At 64.8% G+C, this 23,064-nt stretch carries 20 protein-coding genes; 19 read left to right on the plus strand and 1 reads right to left on the minus strand.

What is annotated here, in order from left to right; genetic code table 11:
- Positions 1-29: 29 nt before the first annotated feature.
- From E1H16_RS03175 to E1H16_RS03260, 18 genes are all read left to right on the plus strand, one after another.
- A complete protein-coding gene (locus E1H16_RS03175) occupies positions 30-1,637 on the plus strand; it encodes a carboxyl transferase domain-containing protein (protein ID WP_134322210.1) in 1,608 nt (535 codons plus the stop codon).
- Between the two features lie 16 nt (positions 1,638-1,653).
- Positions 1,654-3,675 (plus strand): ATP-binding protein, encoded by a 2,022-nt coding sequence (locus E1H16_RS03180; protein WP_134322211.1) that lies wholly within the window; start codon positions 1,654-1,656, stop codon positions 3,673-3,675.
- A 64-nt stretch (positions 3,676-3,739) separates the two neighbouring features.
- Positions 3,740-4,888, plus strand: coding sequence for an acyl-CoA dehydrogenase family protein (locus E1H16_RS03185; RefSeq protein WP_134322212.1), 1,149 nt, complete (start codon positions 3,740-3,742; stop codon positions 4,886-4,888).
- 100 nt (positions 4,889-4,988) lie between these two features.
- On the plus strand, positions 4,989-5,693 hold the full coding sequence (locus tag E1H16_RS03190) for a helix-turn-helix domain-containing protein (protein ID WP_134322213.1): 705 nt from the start codon (positions 4,989-4,991) through the stop codon (positions 5,691-5,693).
- Positions 5,693-6,952: an MFS transporter gene (locus E1H16_RS03195; RefSeq protein WP_166741599.1), complete on the plus strand. Its 1,260-nt coding sequence runs from the start codon at positions 5,693-5,695 to the stop codon at positions 6,950-6,952. Before E1H16_RS03190 ends, E1H16_RS03195 begins: the two co-directional genes overlap by 1 nt.
- 58 nt (positions 6,953-7,010) lie before the next feature.
- The gene (locus E1H16_RS03200) at positions 7,011-7,892 is read left to right on the plus strand and encodes an AAA family ATPase (RefSeq protein WP_134322215.1); all 882 of its coding nucleotides are present in this window, start codon (positions 7,011-7,013) and stop codon (positions 7,890-7,892) included.
- 3 nt (positions 7,893-7,895) lie between these two features.
- On the plus strand, positions 7,896-9,059 hold the full coding sequence (locus tag E1H16_RS03205) for a vWA domain-containing protein (protein ID WP_243837609.1): 1,164 nt from the start codon (positions 7,896-7,898) through the stop codon (positions 9,057-9,059).
- On the plus strand, positions 9,052-10,176 hold the full coding sequence (locus E1H16_RS03210) for an XdhC family protein (protein ID WP_134322216.1): 1,125 nt from the start codon (positions 9,052-9,054) through the stop codon (positions 10,174-10,176). The genes E1H16_RS03205 and E1H16_RS03210 overlap by 8 nt, the downstream gene beginning before the upstream one ends.
- An 81-nt stretch (positions 10,177-10,257) precedes the next feature.
- Complete coding sequence (locus tag E1H16_RS03215) at positions 10,258-11,079, plus strand: hydroxymethylpyrimidine/phosphomethylpyrimidine kinase (RefSeq protein WP_134322217.1); 822 nt, start codon at positions 10,258-10,260, stop codon at positions 11,077-11,079.
- 110 nt (positions 11,080-11,189) lie between these two features.
- Positions 11,190-12,344, plus strand: coding sequence for a carbohydrate kinase family protein (locus E1H16_RS03220; protein ID WP_243837611.1), 1,155 nt, complete (start codon positions 11,190-11,192; stop codon positions 12,342-12,344).
- A 169-nt stretch (positions 12,345-12,513) separates the two neighbouring features.
- Positions 12,514-13,137, plus strand: a complete 624-nt coding sequence (locus E1H16_RS03225; RefSeq protein ID WP_134322218.1) for a superoxide dismutase — start codon at positions 12,514-12,516, stop codon at positions 13,135-13,137.
- Between the two features lie 149 nt (positions 13,138-13,286).
- On the plus strand, positions 13,287-13,976 hold the full coding sequence (locus E1H16_RS03230) for a hypothetical protein (protein ID WP_134322219.1): 690 nt from the start codon (positions 13,287-13,289) through the stop codon (positions 13,974-13,976).
- A gap of 230 nt (positions 13,977-14,206) precedes the next feature.
- A complete protein-coding gene (locus E1H16_RS03235) occupies positions 14,207-14,869 on the plus strand; it encodes a hypothetical protein (RefSeq protein ID WP_134322220.1) in 663 nt (220 codons plus the stop codon).
- 194 nt (positions 14,870-15,063) lie between these two features.
- Positions 15,064-15,546 carry a (2Fe-2S)-binding protein gene (locus E1H16_RS03240; protein WP_134322221.1) on the plus strand — a complete coding sequence of 161 codons (483 nt, stop codon included), beginning with the start codon at positions 15,064-15,066 and terminating at the stop codon, positions 15,544-15,546.
- On the plus strand, positions 15,543-17,918 hold the full coding sequence (locus tag E1H16_RS03245; RefSeq protein WP_134322222.1) for a xanthine dehydrogenase family protein molybdopterin-binding subunit: 2,376 nt from the start codon (positions 15,543-15,545) through the stop codon (positions 17,916-17,918). Before E1H16_RS03240 ends, E1H16_RS03245 begins: the two co-directional genes overlap by 4 nt.
- 30 nt (positions 17,919-17,948) lie before the next feature.
- Positions 17,949-18,803, plus strand: coding sequence for an FAD binding domain-containing protein (locus tag E1H16_RS03250; protein ID WP_134322223.1), 855 nt, complete (start codon positions 17,949-17,951; stop codon positions 18,801-18,803).
- Between the two features lie 233 nt (positions 18,804-19,036).
- A complete protein-coding gene (locus E1H16_RS03255; protein WP_134322224.1) occupies positions 19,037-19,825 on the plus strand; it encodes an SRPBCC family protein in 789 nt (262 codons plus the stop codon).
- A gap of 489 nt (positions 19,826-20,314) precedes the next feature.
- Positions 20,315-20,899 carry a methylated-DNA--[protein]-cysteine S-methyltransferase gene (locus tag E1H16_RS03260; protein WP_134322225.1) on the plus strand — a complete coding sequence of 195 codons (585 nt, stop codon included), beginning with the start codon at positions 20,315-20,317 and terminating at the stop codon, positions 20,897-20,899.
- A 175-nt stretch (positions 20,900-21,074) separates the two neighbouring features.
- On the opposite strand, the gene E1H16_RS03265 is transcribed toward E1H16_RS03260, so the two are convergent.
- On the minus strand, positions 21,075-22,100 hold the full coding sequence (locus E1H16_RS03265; RefSeq protein ID WP_134322226.1) for a TIGR03617 family F420-dependent LLM class oxidoreductase: 1,026 nt from the start codon (positions 22,098-22,100) through the stop codon (positions 21,075-21,077).
- Positions 22,101-22,128: 28 nt separating this feature from the next.
- On the opposite strand from E1H16_RS03265, the gene E1H16_RS03270 reads away from it, so the two are divergent.
- On the plus strand, positions 22,129-22,875 hold the full coding sequence (locus E1H16_RS03270; RefSeq protein ID WP_166741600.1) for an HpcH/HpaI aldolase family protein: 747 nt from the start codon (positions 22,129-22,131) through the stop codon (positions 22,873-22,875).
- The last annotated feature ends 189 nt before the right edge of the window (positions 22,876-23,064 follow it).

The raw sequence follows: 23,064 nt of genomic DNA on the forward strand, positions 1-23,064 counted from the left end.
ATTAACTAACCCAACTGACGGGAGTCGGCATGCGCTCCAGACTGTCGAGCAAACTCGATGCGAGCAGTGCGCAGTTCCAGGCCAACACCGCACACCAGCGCGACCTCAGTGCGCGACTACGCGCAACGATCGCCGCCGCGGACGGTGGACCTCAGTCCAGTAAAGACCGACATGTCTCCCGCGGCAAACTGCTCCCCCGCGACCGCGTCAACCACCTACTCGATCCCGGCTCACCGCTGTTGGAACTTTCGCCGCTTGCGGCCCACGGCATGTACGACGGTGACGCCCCCGGCGCTGGCATCATCACCGGAGTCGGTCGCGTCGAAGGGCGCGAGTGTGTGATCGTCGCCAACGACGCCACAGTCAAGGGCGGCACGTACTACCCCGTCACCGTCAAGAAACACCTGCGAGCACAAGAGGTCGCACTCGAGAACAAACTCCCCTGTATTTATCTTGTCGACTCCGGCGGCGCGTTCCTACCTAAGCAAGACGAGGTGTTCCCCGATCGCGAGCACTTCGGCCGGATCTTCTACAACCAGGCGACGATGTCGGCTGAAGGCATCCCACAACTCGCAGCCGTCATGGGGTCGTGCACTGCCGGTGGCGCGTACGTGCCGGCGATGGCCGACGAGGCCGTAATCGTGCGCAACCAAGGAACCATCTTCCTCGGCGGTCCCCCGCTGGTGAAGGCTGCGACCGGCGAAATCGTCAGCGCCGAGGACCTCGGCGGCGGCGACCTGCACTCCAAACGCTCCGGGGTCACCGATCACCTGGCCAACAACGATGAGCACGCACTGCAGATCCTCCGCTCGATCGTGTCCAATCTCGGATCGCGCTCCGCACGGCAGTGGGATCTTGCCGAACCTGAATCCCCGGCCGTCGACCCGACCACGTTGTACGGCGTAATACCGAACGATTCGCGCACGCCGTACGACGTCCGCGAGATTATTGCCCGCCTCGTGGACGGCTCCTACTTCGACGAGTTCAAGAAGGACTACGGCACGACCCTGGTCACCGGAACCGCACACATCCACGGCCATCCCGTCGGCATCATCGGCAATAACGGAATCTTGTTCAGCGAGTCCGCGCTCAAAGCCGCACACTTCATTCAGTTGTGTGATCGACGCCGGATTCCGCTGCTATTCCTGCAGAACATCACCGGATTCATGGTCGGGCGCGAGTACGAGGCCGGCGGCATCGCCAAGAACGGCGCGAAGATGGTCAACGCCGTGGCCACAGCGCGAGTCCCGAAACTCACCCTCATCGTCGGTGGCTCATTCGGCGCCGGAAACTACGGAATGTGCGGGCGGGCGTACTCCCCGCGGTTCTTATGGATGTGGCCAGGCGCCCAGATCTCCGTGATGGGCGGTGAACAGGCCGCGTCAGTGCTGTCGACCGTACGCCGAGACGGTATCGAGGCCAAGGGCGGCGAATGGTCCACGGACGACGAAGAGGCATTCAAGGCGCCGATCCGTCAGCAGTACGACGATCAGGGCAGCGCGTACTACTCGACCGCGCGCCTGTGGGACGACGGAATCATCGACCCACTCGACACTCGGATGACGCTCGGTCTCGCTCTCGGCGCGATCTCCCGCAGCCCGTTACCTGACCCCTCCTACGGCATCTTCCGGATGTAACGGAAAGCGAGACGATATGTTCAGCAAGGTTCTGATCGCCAACCGTGGCGAGATCGCCAGCCGCATCATCCGAACATTGCGCGATATGGGGATCGGCAGTGTTGCGGTGTATTCCGACGCCGACGCCGATGCCAAGCATGTCGGCGATGCCGACGAGTCCGTCCATCTCGGGCCCACGAATGCCCGCGAGTCCTACCTCGCCATCGACAAGGTAATCCAGGCCGCGAAGGACACCGGCGCCGACGCGATCCACCCCGGTTATGGATTCCTCGCCGAGAACGCTGACTTCGCCCAGGCGTGCATCGACGCGGGCATTACCTTCATCGGTCCCTCTCCCGCCGCAATCGAAACGATGGGCGACAAGGTCTCCGCCAAGAAGACCGTCGCGGCTGCCGGCGTTCCGGTCGTCCCCGGCCGAAGTGAGCCGGACATGAGCGACGACGACCTCTACGCGGCAGCGCTCGAGGTCGGATTTCCGGTGCTCATCAAGCCATCCGCCGGCGGCGGCGGTAAAGGTATGTACCTGGTCGAAGCCGAATCCGACCTGCGAGCCTCCATCGAGTCGGCCCGTCGCGAAGCAAAGAACTCGTTCGGCAATGACACGCTTTTCCTTGAGCGATACGTCAAGAACCCGCGTCACATCGAGGTCCAGGTGCTCGCCGATTCACACGGCGCCACGATCCATCTCGGCGAGCGAGAATGTTCGCTGCAGCGACGCCACCAAAAGATCATCGAGGAGGCACCCTCCGCGCTTCTCGATGAACAGACCCGCGCCAGAATCGGGAAATCCGCCGTCGACACCGCCGCCTCGGTGGGTTACAGCGGAGCCGGCACGGTCGAATTCATCGTGTCGGGCGACCGCCCCGACGAGTACTTCTTCATGGAGATGAATACGCGATTGCAGGTGGAGCACCCGGTCACCGAGATGGTGACCGGTATCGACCTCGTCGAGCGGCAGATTCTCGTCGCAGCGGGCGATGCGCTGCAGCTGACGCAGGACGACATCGAACTCGTCGGGCACGCGATCGAGGCGAGGGTGTACGCCGAGAATCCCGATCGCGACTTCCTGCCCACCGGCGGAACCGTGCTCGAACTCAACGAAAGCGACTGGTTCGAGGACCCCGACGCGGAAACCACCAGCAGCGTAAGGATCGATTCGGCACTGGTCGACGGACTAGAGGTCGCAACGACGTACGACCCCATGATCGCCAAGGTGATCGCCCACGGCGCCGATCGCGCCGAAGCTCTCGAACGACTCGATGACGCGCTCACGGACTACCAGCTGTTCGGGGTTGTCTCTAATGTGCAGTTTCTGCGCGCCTTGATCACCCACCCCAGGGTGTTATCCGGCGATCTGGACACTGGCTTGGTCGGCGAGCAGATCGAGTCCCTAGTGCGACGCGAACCCCCGATTGAGGTGTACGCCGCCCTCGCCGCAGACTTCATCGGTAGCAACCTTCCCAGCGATACCTCCGATCCGTTCTCGGATATACGAGGATGGCGCGCCGGGCGGGATCCTGTCCCGATGCGGTTCGCGATCCGCGGCTCTACCGGCGAACGGGTCACGATCGAAGCACTCGTGCGGCAGGAATGGCCGCTGCGCGCCCAGGTCACCGTCGCGGGCGACGGCGCGGAAGTCGATATCGACCTGGGCGGTGTCGGCGAGTTCCTGATCCGCCTGGACGACGGGATCGAATCGAGGGCCCGCGTGCTACCGACCGACTCCGAGACGTGGGTGTGGGTCGAAGACCACGGCACTTACGTCGCCACTCGGCTCGCTCCCGAGAACGAACTCGGTATCCATGGCGCCGCGGCGGACGGCGAAGTCCGCTCGCCCATGCCAGGCACCGTACTTGCCATACACACCAGCGAAGGCGCCGAAGTCGCCGAGGACGAGCCGCTCGCTGTCGTCGAGGCGATGAAGATGGAACATGTCCTCAGAGCCCCGATCGCCGGCACGGTCACCGAACTAGGTGTCGTCGAAGGCGGCTCAGTCGTCGTCGACGAACTCATCCTCCGCGTCGTACCCACCACCTGAGCCGCGTCGTACCCACCACCTGAGCCGCGACGAACCCACCGCCCGAGCAACTGGAGCAACACCCATGGATATGAGCCTCACCCCCGAGCAGGAAGAACTGCGCGCGACAGTCGCCCGGTTCACCCGCGAAGTGGTCGCGCCTGTCTCCGCCCACCACGACGAGACGAAAACGTTTCCGTACGAAGTCGTCCGGCAGATGGGTGAACTCGGTTTGTTCGGCCTGCCCTTCGATGAGAAGTACGGCGGGATGGGGGGCGATTACTTCACCCTCTGCCTGGCTCTGGAAGAACTCGCGAAAGTCGACCAATCGGTCGCGATCACGCTCGAAGCGGGCTGTTCGCTTGGCGCCATGCCGGTATACCTATTCGGCACCGAAGAGCAGAAGCAGGAATGGCTTCCGCGGTTGACCAGCGGGCAGATACTCGGTGGCTTCGGACTGACCGAGCCCGAGGCCGGGTCGGACGCCGGGGGCACGAAGACCACCGCGGTACTCGAGGACGGGCACTGGCGGATCAACGGCAGCAAACAGTTCATCACCAATTCCGGCACGGACATCACCGGGCTCGTGACGGTGACTGCCGTAACGGGCGTCCGCGAAGGCGGCGCCAAGGAGATCTCGGCGATCATGATCCCGACACCGACTGCGGGATTCACGGCTGAACCGGCGTACAACAAGGTTGGCTGGAACGCGTCTGACACCCATCCACTGAGCTTCGACGACGTGATTGTTCCCGAGGCGAACCTGCTCGGTGAACGCGGTCGCGGGTATGCCCAGTTCCTGCGGATCCTCGACGAGGGCAGGATCGCGATCGCCGCACTAGCCGTCGGCGCAGCCCAAGGTTGCCTCGACGAGAGCGTCAAGTACGCCAAGGAGCGCAAATCGATGGGACAGCCGATCGGCAAGTACCAGGCGATCGAGTTCAAACTCGCCCGGATGGAAGCTCGCGCCTGGACGGCTCGGCAGGCCTACTACGCGGCCGCAGCGAAAATGCTCAGCGGCCGGCCGTTCAAGAAAGAGGCCTCGATCGCCAAGATGGTGGCCTCCGAAGCGGCGATGGACAACGCCAGAGACGCCACCCAGATCCACGGCGGCTACGGCTTCATGAACGACTACGTGGTCTCCAGGCACTACCGCGATAGCAAGATCTTGGAGGTCGGCGAGGGCACGACTGAGGTGCAGCTGATGCTGATCGCTCGCCAACTGGGAATCTAGCCGCCAACCCCGAACTACCGCCGAGCCAACACCGTGAAAATGCTACTTACGTCAACGCCATCGATCGGGCAGAATTCGGATTCATGAAAAGAGCACGGCGATGAGTTACGCCAGGCCCACGGCCATCCTCGTCGATGATTCGTCGCTCACCAGGGCGTCACTGCCGGGCCTCATGCCGGAGTTGGACTTCGTCGGCTCCTTTTCGACAGCCGACGAATGTGTCGGCCGCGGCACCCGCGCCGATGTGACCATCATCGAGCTCGAACGCGCCGATAAATGCGTCAACGAAGTTCGACACGGCCTCGACGGCCTGCGCCGCGCAATCAGCGCGGGCCATCACGCATGCGTTTACACCCAGGAGGCTAGACCGTTCATTCACGCAGCGTGTCTGGCAGCAGGCGCGAAGGGCGTCGTATCCCGCGCCAAGCCGCTGGACGTCGCCGAGAAGGCGTTCCTGGAAGTAGCGCATGGCCACGCCTTCATCTCCCAGGGCCTAGTGATCGCTTTCGATCAACTGCCACGACGGCACCAGTTCGCGATGCTGACACCGCAGCAAAGCACCATCCTGAACGCTCGCGCACGGGGCCTGCCATTCCCGGCGATCGCTGGCATGCTGCATCTACCGGCGAGCCAGGTTCAATTCGAGTGGCGCCGGATCTGCTCGGCCATCAGCCACTTCCTGCAGCGAGGAGACCTCAGCGTCGCCACCGGCGTGCTCGGGTTACCCGCCGACGACCTCGCAGATCTCTGGCCCTGTCGCAATTCCGTCTCCTCTGACAGCGCGCGTATCGGCCAGCCCGCATAGTGCTCAAGTCGTACGCAGCACTGTTCCGCACTCCCGGTTCGATCAGGTTCAGTTCCGCCGGCTTCGTCGCCCGGATGCCCATCGCGCAGATGAGCATCGCCGCTGTCCTTCTTATCTCCACCGAAACCGGGAGTTACGCGCTCGCCGGGCAGGTAGCGGCGACTGCCGCGCTGGCCGGCGCCGTTGTCATGCCACAGACCGCGCGGTTGGTCGACCGCTACGGGCAGGCGCGGATCGTCCGGCCCATCATCACCATCGGTGCCACAGCGTGGCTCCTGCTCGCGAGCGCGGTCACCTTCGCGTGGCCGATGTGGACGTGGTTCGCTTTCGCCGCTCTGGGCGGCGCCATGGGGCCATCGGTCGGCGCGATGGTCCGAGCACGCTGGGTCCACGCGCTGGACGACAGCACGCTGCAGCATCGCGCGTTCAGTTGGGAGTCGTCCCTCGACGAGGTTATCTTCGTCATCGGACCACCATTGGCGACATTTCTCGCGACCGGTATTTCGACGTACGCCGCGATCGTCGTACCCGTCGCGTTATTGCTGGTCGGCGGCTGGCTGTTCACCGCCCAGCGCGCAACCGAACCACCGCCGTCCGGGCGCGACGCGGCCCGTTTCCCGTCGCGTCGCTTTCTCACCGGGACGTTCGTCTCGGTCGCGTTGGTGTATGTGTGCTGCGGTGTCGCGTTCGGCGCGATCGACGTGGTCGCCGTCGCGCTCGCCGAAGAGGCCGGCCATAAATCGGCCGCCGGGATCATCCTTGCCGCCTTCGCCGCCGGTAGCCTGCTGGCCGGTCTGACGTTCGGCGTCCTGACGTTCAAACGCTCGGTCGGCGCACAGTTCGTCACCTTCGCGTGCCTGTTCGCCGTGCTCGGCCCACTGATGCTGCTATCGGCGAATCTTCCGCTGGCGGGCATCCTGTTGTTCGTCGGCGGCGCCGCCATTGCGCCGCTGCTGATCTCCGGCATCACGCTTATTCAACGACTCGTCCCGCCGGCGGCGTTGACCGAGGCATTGACGTGGTCGACCACGTCCCTGGTTATCGGCATCACGATCGGCGCGAGCGGGGCGGGATCGATCGTCGATGCGCACGGCGCTCGGATGGGGTTCTGGCTGCCGGCCTCAGTGGCCGTCCTCGCCGGGCTGCTGGCCGTGATCTCGATTCCGCGGCTGCGTTTCACCGCCGTCACCCGAACCGCCGACGCCCTCGCCGTGGGACTCGTCGACGCCCCGGTCCCCGCGGCCTCGCACACCGAATAACCGGCGTGCTTAGACTGGGCGAGTTCGCCGAAATGCGCCGACGAGAAGGTAGCTGTGCATGGGAATGAAGCAGTACGACGCCCCGGCCGACCTAGCTGCGGCTCTGGATAAGACCGATTACATCGCCGATGACGGGCTCGCCACGGCCGCGTTTCTCGCCCTGCGGATGGGCCGTCCGCTCTTCCTCGAGGGCGATGCCGGCGTCGGCAAGACCGCTCTCGCCCAGGCGTTGGCTACGGTGCTGGACGCCACCCTGATCCGGCTGCAGTGCTACGAAGGAATCGACGCTTCCCAGGCGCTCTACGACTGGGATTTCGCACGCCAGATGCTGCACCTGCGCGCGGCCGAAGCCGACGAGAGCACCCAGCGCGAGGAGGTCGAGCAGGAGCTGTACGGACGCCGGTTCCTGATCGCCCGTCCGCTGCTTCAGGCACTGGAGACGACGCCGAGCGTGCTGCTGATCGACGAGTTGGATCGGGCGGACGACGAGTTCGAGGCGTTCCTCCTAGAGGTGCTCGCCGAGTCGTCGGTTACCATCCCCGAGCTCGGCACGATCAAGGCAACGACTCCGCCGCTGACCGTCATCACCTCCAACCGCACCCGCGAGGTGCACGATGCACTCAAACGCCGCTGCCTCTATCACTGGGTCTCACATCCCTCTTTCGATCGCGAGGTCGAAATCATCCGACGGCGCCTACCCGAGGTGAGTGAATCGCTCAGTCGCCAGGTCGCTCGCGCCGTAGGCACGCTGCGGCAAGCCGACCTGCTCAAGCCGCCCGGCGTCGCCGAAGCGATTGACTGGGCGCAGGCCCTGCACCTGCTCGGCGTACGTGAACTCTCCCCGGAGAACGCTGCGCGCTCGCTCGGCGCCGTGCTGAAGTATCGCGAGGACGCCGAGCGCGTGCTCGCCGGCGATCTCGACACATTGCTGGGCGGCTAAGTCATGACCGCGGGCTGGATGTTGCATTACACCGAGAAGGAGTCGAGTGTCGCCGCACGCGGTATCGACGAGATCTTGCTCGGTTTCGCCCGCATGTTGCAGGTCGCCGGCATCGACGTCACCCCCGACAGGACCCAGTCGATGATCGCCGCGGTCGGCGAACTCGACGTCTTGAACCAGGATGACGTCTATTGGGCCGGCCGGCTCACCCTCTGTAACAACCCCGACGACCTTGGCAAGTACGACGCCGGGTTCGCGGCGTACTTCGAGGGCAAGGAAGCGATTCCGCGCAATCCCGCGGACGCGCCGACACCACGCCCGATGACGATGCCGGTCGGATTGAACCAACCACAGGATGAGCAGGCCGAAGAACCCTCGGACGACGAGGATCCACTGCCCGGGCAGGCGTCCGCGCAGGAGGTGTTGCGGCACAAGGACCTCGCCGAACTGACCGATTCTGACCGGCGAGCGCTGCGGCGCATGTTCGAACTACTCGCCCCGGCCGCGGCAACCCGGCGCTCACGCCGTTACCGCGACTCGCACACCGGCATCACGGATGCGCACAAATCGATCCGCTCCGCGATGCGCACCGGCGGCGAGTTCACCCGCCTGGAACGTCGCGACCGTCGGGTGCGCCCGCGCAAGCTGGTGATCATCGGTGACATCAGTGGATCGATGGCCCCGTACACCGATCCCATTCTGCGCTTCGCGCATGCCGCCGTACGCCGTAACCCGACCTCGACAGAGGTGTTCACCCTCGGCACTCGGCTCACCCGAGTCACCCGTGAGTTGCGGTTGCGCGATCCGGACAAGGCGCTGCAGGCGGCCGGCGCGGCGATCCCCGATTGGAGCGGCGGTACTCAACTCGGTGAGATGCTGCGCGCATTCCTGGACCGCTGGGGACAACGCGGCGCGGCACGACGCGCGACCGTAGTTATCTTCTCCGATGGCTGGGAACGCGGCGACCCGGATCTACTCGGCGAGCAGATGCAACGGCTACATCGCCTGGCGCATACCGTCATTTGGGCGAACCCGCACAAGGGTCACGACGGCTACGAGCCATTGACCGGCGGAATAATCGCGGCCCTGCCGAGCATTGATCATTTTGTAGCGGGTCATAGTTTCGACTCGTATGCAGAACTAGCGAAGGTGATTGCCGATGCGTGAAATCCTGGACGACTTACTTCCCTGGTGGCAGGACGGCAAGACGGTCGGTATGGGGACGGTCGTGGCCACCTGGCGCTCCGCTCCGCGCCCGGCCGGCGCATCGATGGTCGTCGGTCCGGATGGCGAAGCCTTCGGCAGCGTGTCCGGCGGCTGCGTCGAGGGTGCGGTGTACGAAGAGGCGCAGTTGGTCACCGCCGGTGAGTCGACACCGTCGATGCATCGCTACGGGATCAGTGATGACGACGCGTTCACGGTCGGGCTGACGTGCGGCGGGATACTTGACGTTTTCGTGGAGCCCGTCAGCAAACAGACGTTCCCCGAATTGGCGGACGTTGCGCAGTCGATCAACGAGCACGAACCCGTCGCGGTCGTGACCTGCGTAGACGGTCCAGACGATCGTCGCGGTAAGCGCCTGGTCATCTGGAACGACCGTACGTCGGGAACTTTGGGACTACAGCGTCTGGACGACGCCGTCACCGATGACGCTCGCGGCATGCTGGCTGCCGGGCGCACCGGCACCATTCACTACGGGCATGACGGCGAGCGCCGCGGCGACGAACTGACGCTTTTCGTAGCCGCGTACGCGCCGCCGCGGCGGATGCTGGTTTTCGGCGCGATCGACTTCGCGGCGGCGGTGGCGAAGATCGGCGCGTTCCTCGGCCACAAGGTCACGGTGTGCGATGCACGCGAAGTGTTCGCGACCAAGAAGCGCTTCCCGGACGCACACGAAGTCGTCGTCGACTGGCCGCACCGGTACCTCGCCACCGAAGTCGAGGCCGGACGCGTCGACGAGCGCACGATCATTTGCGTGCTGACGCACGACCCGAAGTTCGACGTACCGCTGCTGGAGGTCGCGCTGCCGCTGGACGTCGCGTATATCGGCGCGATGGGCTCGCGCCGCACGCACGACGACCGGTTGGACCGGCTGCGCGAGGCAGGCGTGAGCGAGGAATTGATCGCGAAGTTGTCCTCACCGATCGGTCTGGACCTCGGGGCGCGTACGCCGGAGGAAACCGCGGTCTCCATCGCCGCGGAGATCATCGGGTTGCAGTGGGGCGGAGACGGTGGGCGCCTGGCGGAGAAGGAAGGGCGGATCCACGCCGATGTAGCGCGGTAACTCCTAGCACCCTCCCTGACCCGAGGTGCGCGGCCTGGACCCACCAGGCACCCACGGCGCATCGCCGACGATAATGGACGAATGGCTAAGATCCAGGAATCCGCTACTCGCCCTGCCATCGCATTGACCATCGCAGGGTCTGAGGCGACCGGTGGCGCGGGCGCGCAGGCCGATCTCAAGACGTTCCAGGCCCACGACGTGTTCGGCATGGTGGCCTTGACCTGCATCGTGAGTTTCGATCCGAAGAACGAGTGGGCGCACCGATTCGTGCCGGTCGATACGGAGGTGATCGCTGACCAACTCGAAGCTCAGTTCGCGGCGTACACCCCGGACGCGGTCAAGATCGGGATGCTCGGCACACCAACCACGATCGAGACCGTGGCGAACGCGCTCGCCGGTGCGTCGCTGCCGAACCTGGTGCTTGACCCGGTGCTCATCTGCAAGGGGCAGGAGCCGGGTGCCGCGCTAGACACTGATAACGCGTTGAAGGCGCAGATCTTGCCGCTAGCCACATTTGTCACACCGAACCACTTCGAGGCGATAGCGCTGTCGGGACGCGACTCAATCGAGTCCGTCGATGACTTGGTGGCCGCCGCGAAGGTGATCCACGAGAAGTCCGGTGCCGCCGTACTCGCCAAGGGCGGGGTGCGGCTCGCCGGACCGGATGCCATCGACGTGTTCTACGACGGTGCAACCCTCGAAATTCTCAGCGCGCCGAAGGTCGGCGAACACGCGGTTTCGGGCGCGGGATGCACCCTCGCGGCCGCCGTCACCGCGGAACTCGCGAAGGGCGCTACGCCGATTCAGGCCGCCAAGTCCGCGAAAGAAGCCGTCACTGCCGGCATCCACGCACGGGTCAGCTCTGCCGCACCATTCGACGCCGTCCGCCAGCTCAATCGATAGTCACCACGTTTGCCACACGGCCAGGGCCCTTACGCCTCGGGCTCATCTGCGGTGACGATCTGAAACTGACGCTCTACGCCTCGGGCGCTGAAAGCCGATAGCCTGGACGCATGCCGAATCTCCCCGAGAACGCCGCAATCCGGGATTTCGGCGCGTTGCAGGCCAAGGACGGCCTACAGGAACATCCCCGGCGTACGCCGCGGGTGATGATCGATGCGCTCTCCTCGGTACGCCGCCCCGGGGACCCGTTCGTGGATGTGTTTTGCGCAGGCGAGGTGTTTTTCGATCTGGTCTTCACCGGTCTCGACGAGATGCCGCCTCCGGGCACCGAAGGCTGGGCGCCGGGGATGGGTTCGAGTCCCGGTGGACTGGCGAATATGGCCGTCGCGATGCGTCGCCTCGGCCTGCGCACCTGGCTCGCTGCGGCGTTCGGTGACGATCTATACGGCGACTATTGCTGGGACACGCTCGCCGCCCAAGAGGACATCGACCTTTCGGCCTCACGACGATTCGACGGCTGGCATTCCCCAGTCACGGTCTCCTTGGCAGTCGGTCGCGACCGCGCGATGGTCACCCATGGCCACCCCTCCCCGCAGACCCTCGATCAGATCATCGGCTCGCCGCCACCGGCACGGGCGTGCTTCGCCGGGCTCACCCTCAACGAGCAGAAGTGGGTGACGCACGCGCGCGACTCGGGCGCGATGGTGTTCGCCGATCTCGGCTGGGACCTGAGCCAACAGTGGTCAGCACAGATGGTCGAGCGGCTTGGCGCCTGCGACGCGTTTCTGCCGAATGCTGATGAGGCGATGGCACTCAGCCGCACCGACGACCCGGTGGCCGCGGCGGCGCGTTTGGCCGAGCACGTCCCGGTCGTGGTGGTGACCCGCGGGCAGGACGGGGCTTACGCGATCGATCAGCGCACCGGCGAGAGTGCCGACGTGCCTGGGCTGAAGGTGGACGCGATCGATCCCACGGGAGCAGGGGACGTATTCGGCGCGGCGTTCGTCGTCGGCACCCTCGCTGACTGGGCCCTGCAGGACCGGTTGCGGTTCGCCAATCTGTGCGCGGCGCTGTCGGTGCAGCATTTCGGCGGATCGTTAGCCGCACCCGGGTGGGGCGAGATCACGGCGTGGGTGCACGAGAACTTGGATCGTAACGACAGCGGCGATCTCGCCGGCTACCGCTTCCTGGCCGACCTGGTGCCCGATGTCGCCCTCACCCCGGTCCGCCGCGCGGGGGCCACCCTCGGCCTGCGCCACCGATGAATACGCCCGACCGGCATCGACGCGCACTTACCGGAGATAACTCAGCAGCGCGAATCGCCACGTTTTGAGCCGAAAGCAAGGACCCGCCATCCCCTGTCGCACGAAGACCTGAATGGGACTAGCCTGGGCGTGGACTAAGCCTCTCGACTAGAAGGAGCATGTCAGAACCATGGCAAAGTACACCCTCCCAGACCTTTCGTACGACTACGGCGCCCTCGAGCCGCACATCAGCGGCGAGATCATGCAGCTGCACCACAGCAAGCATCACCAGAAGTACGTCGATGACGCGAACACGGCACTGGAGAAGCTTGCCGCCGCCCGCGACTCCGGCGACCTGGGCGCTATCCCGATGCTCGAGAAGAACCTCGCCTTCAACCTCGGTGGCCACACCAACCACTCGGTGTTCTGGCAGAACATGTCGCCCGATGGCGGTGGCCGTCCCGAGGGTGAGATCGCCGCGGCGATCGATCAGGACTTCGGCTCCTTCGAGAAGTTCCAGGCTCACTTCGAGGCCGTCGCGACCACCATCCAGGGCTCCGGCTGGGCGATCCTCGCGTGGGATTCGATCTGCGAGCAGTTAGTCATCGTGCAGCTCTTCGACCAGCAGGCCAACGCCCCGATCGGTCTGACTCCGATCCTGATGCTGGACATGTGGGAGCACGCCTTCTACCTGCAGTACAAGAACGTCAAGGCCGACTACGCCAAGGCATGGTGGAACGTCGTCAACTGGAGCGATGTCACCGCTCGCTTCGAGCGCGCACGCACCGCGACCAAGGGTCTGATCGTCGGCTAGTAACCGCATTCCATCGCGGCGTACTCCCACTGGGGGTACGCCGCGTTGTTATTTCGTCGCTAAGAATCGTGCCGCGTCAAGCACAGTGACGTGCCCGATTGCACCGTATTTGCCCGGTATTGCACGAGAATCTCTCATATCCTGGTCGCATGAACCTGACCTTTCGACGTACGTTTGCTGCCTCAGCCGCTTCCCTAATTGTCCTCGCTGCCGCCGCTTGCTCAGACGAAACCGACGGCGACGGCTCGCCGGGAGGCTCCTCGACCACGTCCGAGTCGACCGATTCCGGCGGCTCCTCGCCTGAGTCCGAGTCAAGCGAGTCCGAGTCGAGCGAGTCCGAGTCCAGCGAGTCGGAGTCGACCGATTCCGGCGGCTCCACGCCCGCCGGCTCGCAGACATCCTCCGATGGCGCCTTCACGTTCGAGTTCCCCGAGGGGTACGAGGACGGTACGGGCCAGGTCTCAGTTCCGTCCGCGGTCGCCGCGGCATACGACACCAGCGGCTCGGAGTTCCCCACGACGATCGTGGTCACCAAGGAATCGCTGAAGGGCTACAGCCTCGAGGAAATGGCAGACGCCGTCGTGGGACAACTGGAGTCCCAGTTCGACACCACCGCGACCGAGGCGAAGGATTTCCCGCTCTCGGACATCGACGGTGAGGACGCGATCGCCTACACCACCGATGCGTACGACCAGGGCGGACAGACGCTCGCGTCGGCCATCGTCCTCACCCAGCACGATGGCAACGCGTACGGATTCATCTTGAACACGCTCGACGGCCAGCAGGGCCCCGCGAGTGAGAAGTTCGTCCAATTGGTCGAAACGGTCGCCTGGGCCTAAACCCACAAGGCACCACTGAATCGCACGGTAGCGACGCTCGTCTGCAGCATCGACGAGCGTCGCTACCTTTTTGCCTGCCCCGCATCCACGCGGTGCCCGCCAACGCGGCGGGTAGGAAACTGCTCGAACTAGTCCCATCCGTCGCCTAGCCGTAACCGGGCTATGAAACCCTCGCACGGTATGCAGCGTCCATAACGACGAGCACGTAACCATCCGACCAAGGGGATTCGATGTCTTCTCATGCCCAGCGACCACGGATCCTGACCGGACCGATCATTGCGGCGTTAGTGGCATTGCTCGCCCTCGCCGTTGCCACGGTCATCGTGGTCCTCACCAGCGACTCGGATGCCAAGGACGCCGGTAACGACGGCACCGGAAACGAAGTCACCAATCCCTCCGGCGATCCGCCCCCTTCGGAAGATCCGGAGCCCGATGCGGAGTTGGTCTCTGCGACCGACGACTCGTTTACCTACACCATGCCCGAGGGCTGGGCGGACGGCGCAGAAGTCGTGAACGACGATGTGAGCGGCGTGGTGAAGTTGTACGACACGGATACCGCCAATGCGAGCATGCCCTCACACATCATCGTCGCCTCGGCCGAGGATGATGGCACCCCGTTGGAGAGCGCGGTCGATCAGATCCAGTCCCAGTTCGCCGACAACTTCAGCACCACGACCGAGGACTCGGTCATCGGCCTCACCGAGATCGACGGCGAGCAGACGATCGGCTGGCAAAGCGGTACGTATCAGGATGGCGGTGACGTCACCTCGACCCAGTTCGCGGTCATCCACAACGGCACCTATTACTTCTTCACCGTCAACGCCCTGCCCGAGAATGTGGATACCTCCCGAGAAGCTCTCAAGCACGTCATGGAGACGACAGTCTGGGCCTGATAGGGCACATCGCGGCGTCCCGGCACCTTGCCGGGACGCCGCTTCTCTTGGTCGGTCGCCGAGCCGTCCAACCTCCGAGGCGTACCAATAAGTAGACTGCGGTTTCCCGTGTGGCTCCGACCACATATGCTCAGCACAGACCGTTGTTGGGTCGCAGTACCAACACAAGTAAATCCTCGACACTAGGAGCGCAGATGGCCAGGATCAGCGTCACCGTAGACGGCGTAAAAAATGAGGACGACGTGGAGCCCCGTATGCTTCTCGTCCACTACATCCGCGAAGTACTCGGCAAGACCGGCACGGTTATCGGCTGCGATACGAGCAACTGCGGCGCCTGCACTGTCCACCTCGACGGCAAGGCGATCAAGAGCTGCACGATGCTCGCCGTCCAGGCCGATGGCCACGAGATCACCACGATCGAGGGCATCGCGGACGGCGATAACCTGCACCCGATGCAGCAGGCCTTCCACGAGAACCACGCCCTGCAGTGCGGCTACTGCACGCCGGGGATGATCATGTCGGCGATCGACTTCCTGAAGTCGAACCCGAACCCGAGCGATGCGGAGATCCGTGAGGGCATCGAGGGCAACCTCTGCCGTTGCACGGGCTACCAGAACATCGTTGCCGCCATTTCGGCTGCGTCGAAGCAGTCCTCGAGCGCGGGCGTGGCGCAATGACCGCCGTGGACGACCGCCCCGCCGAGATCGGCAATGCGCGGACCCGTCGCGAAGATAAGCACCTCGTCACCGGCCGCACCACCTGGGCTGACAATAAGAGCGCCACCGGCATGCTGCACCTATCTTTCGTGCGCAGCCCGATCGCGCACGCGAAGATCAACAGCATCGAGGTGGCTGCTGCCAAGGAGAAGCCCGGCATCATCGACGTCATCACCGGGCAGGACGTCGCCGAAATCCAGGGCGACCTGCCATGCGCGTGGCCGGTCACCCCCGACATGGTCAACCCTGGAGCGCCGTCTTTGGCGGTCACCCAGGTCAATCACGTAGGTGAGGCCGTAGCGGTCGTCGTGGCACGCACCAAGGCGCAGGCGATGGACGCGGCCGAGTTGGTCGAAGTCGACTACGAAGCGCTGCCGCCCGTGCTCGACATGGAGGAGGCGCTAAAGGACGGCGCGACCCTCGTGCATCCGAACACCGAGTCGAACAAGTCCTACACGTGGGCATTCGACTCGGCTGCCGCCGGCACCGGTGGCAACGTCGATCAGGCGATCACCGACGGCGAGGTCGTGCTCAAGCGGCGATTCATCCAACAGCGGCTCGCGCCGGCGTTCATGGAGCCGCGTTCCGTGGTCGCCGAGCCGACCGACGGCGGGGTGACGTTGACGTCTTCCACTCAGGTACCGCACATTCTGCGCCTGATGCTCGCGATGACTCTCGGAATTCCGGAACACAAGGTGCGAGTGATCGCACCGGACGTCGGCGGTGGTTTCGGCGGCAAGATTCCGGTCACTCCGGAGGAATTGATCACCGCCCTGGTGGCGATGCGTCTCGGCCGTGCGGTCAAGCACACCGAGAGCCGCTCGGAGTCATTGTTGGTCGCTCACCATGGGCGGGACCAAATCCAGGACGTCACCATTTCGGCGACGAAGGACGGGCAGATCACCGGCCTCGATATCGAATTGCACGCCGACATGGGCGCCTACCTGCGACTGGTCGGTCCTGGCGTGCCGATCCTCGGCGCGTTCATGTTCCCGGCGATCTACAAGATCCCGGCGTACCGGTTCACCTGTCACGGCGTCTTCACTACGAAGACCCCGACCGATGCGTACCGCGGCGCCGGCCGACCGGAGGCGACGTACGCAATCGAGCGGATCGTCGACGAATTGGCCGTCGAACTTGATCTGGATCCGATGGAGGTACGCCGTAGGAACTGGATCAAGCACGAGGAGTTCCCGTTCACCACGGTGTGTGGGCTCACCTACGACTCGGGTAACTACGAGGCGGCGACCGACCGCGCGCTCGAACTCTTCGGGTGGGACGCGGTAAAGGCCGAGCGCGACAAACGCCGCGCTGAGGGCGCAACCAAGCAGATCGGCCTAGGCATCTCGACGTTCACCGAGATGTGTGGCCTGGCGCCATCCCGAGTTCTCGGCTCGTTGGACTACGGCGCCGGCGGTTGGGAGTACAGCTCGATCCGGATGCTGCCCACCGGCAAGGTCGAAGTCATCACCGGCGCCTCCGCACACGGCCAGGGGCACGAGACCGCGTTCGCGCAGATCGTCTCCGACCAGTTGGGCGTGCCGTACGACGACATCGAGATCATCCACGGCGACACCGCGACATCGCACAAGGGCCTGGACACCTACGGCTCGCGCTCACTGGTCGTGGGTGGAATCGCGATCGTGAAGGCCGCTGATAAGGTGAAGGACAAGGCCAAGAAGTTGGCCGCGCACCTCCTCGAGGCTGCCGAGGACGACCTTGAGTTCGATGCCGGACAGTTCAAGGTGAAGGGCACCGATAAGGGCGTATCGATTCAGGAGATCGCCCTGGCCAACTTCGCCGGGCACGACTATCCGGAAGGTATGGAACTCGGCCTGGACAGCGATGCGACGTACGACCCGGAGAACTTCTCCTTCCCGCACGGCACGCATCTCGCAGCGGTCGAGATCGACACCGATACCGGCGATGCACGCCTGATCAAGTACGCGTGCGTCGACGACGTCGGCAACATCGTGAACCCGCTGATCGTCGACGGTCAAGTACACGGCGGTCTCGCCCAGGGCATCGCTCAGGCCCTGTACGAGGAGGTCATTTACGACGCCGATGGCAACCTCACCACTGGCACCTTCGTCGACTACACGCTGCCTTCTGCCGCCGACCTACCGGCGTTCTTGACCGACCAAACCGTCACCGCGGCAACCAGCAACCCGCTGGGGGTCAAGGGTGTCGGCGAGGCCGGCTGTATCGCGTCGACTCCCGCTGTGATGAACGCGGTCGTCGATGCGCTGCGGCAGTACGGCATCAATGACCTCCGCATGCCGGCCACCCCGGAACGGGTTTGGCGGGCGATCCACAACGGCTCCGCCGCGTAGCTCCCTAATCGAGAAAGAGAGAACCTTTCGATGATTCCCGCACAGTTCGAATACACGCGGCCGTCGACAATCGACGAAGCCGTACAGGCGCTCGCCAACGGCGGCGACGATCCCAAGGTCATCGCCGGTGGCCAGTCCTTCATCCCGGTGCTGCGGCTGCGCCTGGCGGCGCCGTCCACCGTGGTCGACATCGGCGCGATTGACGAGTTGCGTCAGGTTTCGGCCGAGGGCGACAAGGTCCGCATCGGATCGATGGTCACCCACGCCGAAGTCTTGGACAACCCGATTGTCGCCGAGCACCTGCCGCTGCTGCACCAGGTGACCGAGACCGTCGCCGACCGTCAGGTGCGCCATCGCGGGACGCTCGGTGGAGCGCTCGCGCACGCCGATCCCGCCGGTGACCTCGGCGCCGCGGCGGTCGCGCTGAATGCCGAGTTCGAGATCGCCGGCCCGAACGGGCGCCGTACGGTTGCTGCCTCAGAGTTCTTCGTCGACTATCTGACGACGACGATCGAGGAGAACGAGGTGCTCACCGCGGTTATCCTGCCGCGCTCGGGCGACCTGAAGAGCAACTACCAGAAGTTCAACCGGATGGCGCAGGGCTGGGCAACGGTCGGTTCGGCGGCTGCCGTGAAGGTCGAGGGCGGCAACATCACTGACGCCCGCGTCGGGTTGACCAACATGGGTTCGGTACCGATCCGTGCTGCTGGTGTTGAGGCGGCCCTCGTCGGTAAGCCCGCGAACGCGGAGACCATCGCGGCTGCCGCCGAGCATGCCGCGGAAGGTACGAGCCCGACCGACGATCTGTCGGCCAAGGCCGACTACCGAGAGCACCTGGCGCGGGTGCTGACCCGTCGCGCTTTATCCGCAGCGCTCGGCCTGTAAGAACCTGGCATCTGACGTCCGCCGTGCTCCGCCCGGAGCACGGCGGAGGTCGTTCGAGGCCCGCTCCTCGTCTACCGACACACGACGAGGCGTAGGGTTTCGGCACGAGAGTTTCGCCGTCAGCGGCAGTTCTGTCGCGCTCGACCCGTAGGGTCGGATGACGTAGCGTTCACCGCAATCGGCGCACCAACCGGTCGCCATAAGTTAGCCGCCCGCAACCTATGAGGAGTGACATGGAGCTCGAGCACTCATTCACCATTCCCGTCCCGGTCGAGAAGGCTTGGCCTGTTCTGCTGGACGTAGAACAGATCGCGCCCTGCATGCCCGGCGCGTCCGTCGATAACGTGGACGGCGACGACTTCACCGGCTCGGTGAAGGTCAAACTCGGCCCCATCAATCTGACGTACAAGGGTCAAGCCTCCTTCGTAGAGAAGGACGAAGCCAACCACCGTGCCGTCATCGACGCGCGTGGGCGTGACGCTCGCGGAAACGGGACCGCGGCGGCGAAGGTCACCGCGACCCTGAGCGGCCAGGGCGACTCAACCGAGGTCAAGGTTGTCACCGACCTGAACATCACCGGGAAGCCGGCACAGTTCGGCCGCGGCGTCATGGTGGACGTCGGCAACAAGTTGATCGGTCAGTTCGCTGACTGCCTCGCCAGCAAGCTCGCTGGCGATAGCGATTCGGAGCCCGCTGAGCCCGCCGCGGACGCTGCTGCTAGCGCAGCTGCGGACAAGGCCAGTGGGGAGGGCGCCACGACAACAGCTTCCGGCGACGAGGACAAGACCCCTACCGGTTCGGTCCCTGCGGTCTCCGCCGCGACCGCTGACGCCGACAAGGCGAAGGCAGCACAGGCGTCCGCGCCGAAGCCGGCCCCAGCCCGTGAAGCCGAGCCGATCGACCTCATCGAACTCGCGGGCGGGTCCGTTGCCAAGAAGGCTGCCCCGATCGCGATCGGTGGCATCGTGCTCTTCCTGCTGCTGTTCTTGCTGCGTGGTCGTGGCAAGAAGTCGGATTCGTAGAACTCAACGGCACGGAGCGTTCACGCCAGCACCGCGAACGCACCAGCGCGCTACTCAGTGGCGTCCGGATTCCCATCCGGACGCCACTGCTGTTTATGCCACCGCTGTTGAGACGCCACTGCTACCTACCTGCGAGTGCGGCGCCATCCACCGTAGGTCGCGGCTGGCCGTCGGCGCCGTACCCCGCACCCGCAGATCATCACTAATCGCGAACCGCGAGCCGTCAAGGCGCGCGGGCGCGAACCACCGCCGAGCCGGCGAGGTTTGTCCTCGACACGGCGATCGCGGCACCGTTGTGCGGTATAACCCCGAAATTCCGTAGTTTTACGGAGTTTTCTCATCGGAGGCATTGACGCGCAGGAGTGTCGATCAGCAGACTTAACCAGCACGGACGTACTCGCGCTTCAACCCAATTTCGTCGGACACGACCCTTCTGAAACGGTGGACACGCGGTTCGTCGCGTGCCTGCACACCGCCCCGAAGGACCCCATGACCGAGCGAGAATCTGCCCCACCCGGGGCACTGGCCGAAGAGTTGCACGTCAGCCTGCCGCCTACTCGCCTGGCCGCACATCACGACGCATTCAGTTATCGGATCATCGACAGTCCGCTGGGCGACCTCCTGGTGGCGCGGACCCCCACAGGTATCGCCCGGGTCGCGTTCGCTCGTGAGGGATTCTCTCGGGTGCTCGAATCGCTGACCGAACATTTACATCCGAGGCCAGTTCCGGCACGTAGCAGCCTGGACCGCGCTGCCCGCGCCATCGATGCGTACTTCGCCGGAACAGCGTCCACCATCTCGCTGCCGATTGACCTGCAACTCGTCACCGACTTTCAGCGCACGGTGATCGACCATCTGCCGTCGATCGGCTACGGCGCGACGGCGTCGTACGCGGCAGTCGCTGCGGGGGTTGGCCGACCCGGGGCGTCGAACGCGGTCGGGGTGGCGTGCCGAAGCAATCCGCTGCCGATCGTGATGCCATGCCACCGCGCGGTGCGTAGCGACGGCAGTCTCGGCGCATACGTCGGCGGCACGGAGGCCAAGCGCGTCCTGCTCGCACTTGAAGCCTCGTAGCGTCCGACGATTCGAAGACGCCGACATTCGGAGACGCCGACGAGTGTCCGTGCTGAAAACGCAGCGACAGCGGCTACTCGTCACGCATACATCGACAAGTCGCCGCTCAGGCTGCGTGATCAGCACCAACCCGATCAGCACCAACCGCCCCGTAGTCCCCTGCGGGACGCGGAACCTATGCCGAGGCGCGGATCTTGGCGACCTCGGCGACGACGACTTCAAGCAAGTCTCGGACCTCAACACCCGGGGTGTACGGCCCAACCCACGCAGCCAACCCGTCGTAATCGTCCAGGAGTCGCTGTGCGACTTCACGCGACGAGCCAATGATCGCCATCGCCTCAAGCTGCTCGTCGCCGATCAATTCGCCCATAGCGTCCCACTCGCCCTGCAGCGACAATCGGTGTAACTCGGTCTGCAGATCACCCCAGCCGTGCAATTCCAGCACCGGGCGGTACGCCGGGGTCGACCCGTAGAACGCCAACTTCTTGCGAATAGCGCTAATGATCTCCGGCGCCCGCTCGTCATCGTCGAGTACGCCGACCATCGGCACTGCCGAGATTTCAACGTCCTTCAATTCTCGGCCCCCCTTCTGCGCGCCAGCGGCAACACTCGGCACAGTGACCTGGCGGATGTACTCGGGAGTGGTGAACGAGTGCAGCAGGATGCCGTCGGAGACCTCCCCGGCAACCTCGGTCATCAACGGGCCAACTGCGGCGATCTTGATCTTCGGCGGCCCGTACTCGTGCGCGGCAGGCGTGAAGTTAGGCGTCATCAGCGTGTGGCGATAGAACTCACCGCGGTAATCGAGGCGACCACCGTCCTGCCAGCACGACCAGATCGCCCGCAGCGCGAGCAAGTACTCCCGCATCCGAGCGGCCGGCTTCGACCACGGCATCCCGAACCGCTTCTCGATGTGCGGTTTGATCTGCGAGCCAAGACCGAGGGTGAACCGTCCCTTCGAGACCTCAGCCAGGTCGTACGCCGTATTCGCGACCGTCATCGGCGAGCGCGCGAACGCGACTGCGATGTTGGTGGTCATCTCGATCCGCTCCGTGCCAAGCGCTGCCGGCACCAGCGGCAGGAACGGATCATGCCGCTCCTCAGCGATCGTCACTCCGTCGTATCCGGCATCCTCGGCGCTGCGCGCCCGGTCGGCTGCGGTGGCAATGTTCTCGCTCGCTAGCCCTGTCTGAATCTTCATGTATCGAATACTAGGTAAGAATGGGCAAATGACTAGCATTGCGAACGAATCAGGTACTGGCTCGCTGAAGGCGGGCATCTGGGGAACGCTCGGCGAGCCGCGGCTCGGGGCGCAGCTGGAGAACGTCGGATTTGACTGGGTGTGTCTCGACGGCCAGCACGGGCACTACGACGACCGCGCGGTCCGCGAGACGTTCGCGCTACGCAAGAAACACCAGGTCCCGGTGCTGGTGCGCACGCTGTGGAACGACCACGCCTTGATCGGTCGCGCGTTGGACGCCGGAGCCGACGGCGTCATCGTGCCGATGGTGCAGAACGCCGAACAGGCCGAGGCGGCCGTGGCCGCGGCGCATTACGCACCACGAGGCGGCCGTAGCCTCGGCCCCATGCAAGGCGCACCGTACGGCACTGCGCCCGGCTCCGGTCGCAAGCCGTTCGTCGCGGTGATGGTCGAATCACAGGTCGCACTCGATCAGGTCGATGCGATCGCCGCGACACCGGATCTGGACATGATCTTTGTCGGCCCGTTCGATCTGTCGATCGCACTCAGCCGCGATATCGAGGACATGATGGTGGACACGGCGGACGGCGCGCCGCTGCCGACGATCGCGGCGGCCTGTCAGCGGGCTGGGATTCACGCGGGGGCGTTCGCGGGCACTCCACAACGCGCGGCGCAGATGGTCGGGCACGGCTTTTCGTGGGTCGCGGTAACCAGCGATATCGGCGCGTTGGCGTTTGGCGGGTCCGCGGCGATCCAGCAGGCCACCGGCGCCTAGGTCGATCGCCGCCCCGTCTCGACCCCGGTCATCGATCGAACCGGCAACCCGCACTCGGTAATCGACCAACGAGGTATTCCCCCGGGCGTCGATGACGGCGGAGGCTCCCCCGTCATCGACCGGTGCGGCGACGAGGAACGAGGAGCCGCGCGGCGATGACGCAGGACTCACCGGAAAGCGACCACGCAT

This window comes from Cumulibacter soli (assembly GCF_004382795.1).
GTDB classification, from domain to species: domain Bacteria; phylum Actinomycetota; class Actinomycetes; order Mycobacteriales; family Antricoccaceae; genus Cumulibacter; species Cumulibacter soli.

Excerpts from the sequence above, each read along its gene's own strand:
- E1H16_RS03175 (WP_134322210.1), top strand. The coding sequence starts at position 30 with ATGCGCTCCAGACTGTCGAGCAAACTCGATGCGAGCAGTGCGCAGTTC.
- E1H16_RS03180 (WP_134322211.1), top strand. The coding sequence starts at position 1,654 with ATGTTCAGCAAGGTTCTGATCGCCAACCGTGGCGAGATCGCCAGCCGC.
- E1H16_RS03185 (WP_134322212.1), top strand. The coding sequence starts at position 3,740 with ATGGATATGAGCCTCACCCCCGAGCAGGAAGAACTGCGCGCGACAGTC.
- E1H16_RS03190 (WP_134322213.1), top strand. The coding sequence starts at position 4,989 with ATGAGTTACGCCAGGCCCACGGCCATCCTCGTCGATGATTCGTCGCTC.
- E1H16_RS03200 (WP_134322215.1), top strand. The coding sequence starts at position 7,011 with ATGGGAATGAAGCAGTACGACGCCCCGGCCGACCTAGCTGCGGCTCTG.
- E1H16_RS03205 (WP_243837609.1), top strand. The coding sequence starts at position 7,896 with ATGACCGCGGGCTGGATGTTGCATTACACCGAGAAGGAGTCGAGTGTC.
- E1H16_RS03210 (WP_134322216.1), top strand. The coding sequence starts at position 9,052 with ATGCGTGAAATCCTGGACGACTTACTTCCCTGGTGGCAGGACGGCAAG.
- E1H16_RS03215 (WP_134322217.1), top strand. The coding sequence starts at position 10,258 with ATGGCTAAGATCCAGGAATCCGCTACTCGCCCTGCCATCGCATTGACC.
- E1H16_RS03220 (WP_243837611.1), top strand. The coding sequence starts at position 11,190 with ATGCCGAATCTCCCCGAGAACGCCGCAATCCGGGATTTCGGCGCGTTG.
- E1H16_RS03225 (WP_134322218.1), top strand. The coding sequence starts at position 12,514 with ATGGCAAAGTACACCCTCCCAGACCTTTCGTACGACTACGGCGCCCTC.
- E1H16_RS03230 (WP_134322219.1), top strand. The coding sequence starts at position 13,287 with ATGAACCTGACCTTTCGACGTACGTTTGCTGCCTCAGCCGCTTCCCTA.
- E1H16_RS03235 (WP_134322220.1), top strand. The coding sequence starts at position 14,207 with ATGTCTTCTCATGCCCAGCGACCACGGATCCTGACCGGACCGATCATT.
- E1H16_RS03240 (WP_134322221.1), top strand. The coding sequence starts at position 15,064 with ATGGCCAGGATCAGCGTCACCGTAGACGGCGTAAAAAATGAGGACGAC.
- E1H16_RS03245 (WP_134322222.1), top strand. The coding sequence starts at position 15,543 with ATGACCGCCGTGGACGACCGCCCCGCCGAGATCGGCAATGCGCGGACC.
- E1H16_RS03250 (WP_134322223.1), top strand. The coding sequence starts at position 17,949 with ATGATTCCCGCACAGTTCGAATACACGCGGCCGTCGACAATCGACGAA.
- E1H16_RS03255 (WP_134322224.1), top strand. The coding sequence starts at position 19,037 with ATGGAGCTCGAGCACTCATTCACCATTCCCGTCCCGGTCGAGAAGGCT.
- E1H16_RS03260 (WP_134322225.1), top strand. The coding sequence starts at position 20,315 with ATGACCGAGCGAGAATCTGCCCCACCCGGGGCACTGGCCGAAGAGTTG.
- E1H16_RS03265 (WP_134322226.1), bottom strand. The coding sequence starts at position 22,100 with ATGAAGATTCAGACAGGGCTAGCGAGCGAGAACATTGCCACCGCAGCC.
- E1H16_RS03270 (WP_166741600.1), top strand. The coding sequence starts at position 22,129 with ATGACTAGCATTGCGAACGAATCAGGTACTGGCTCGCTGAAGGCGGGC.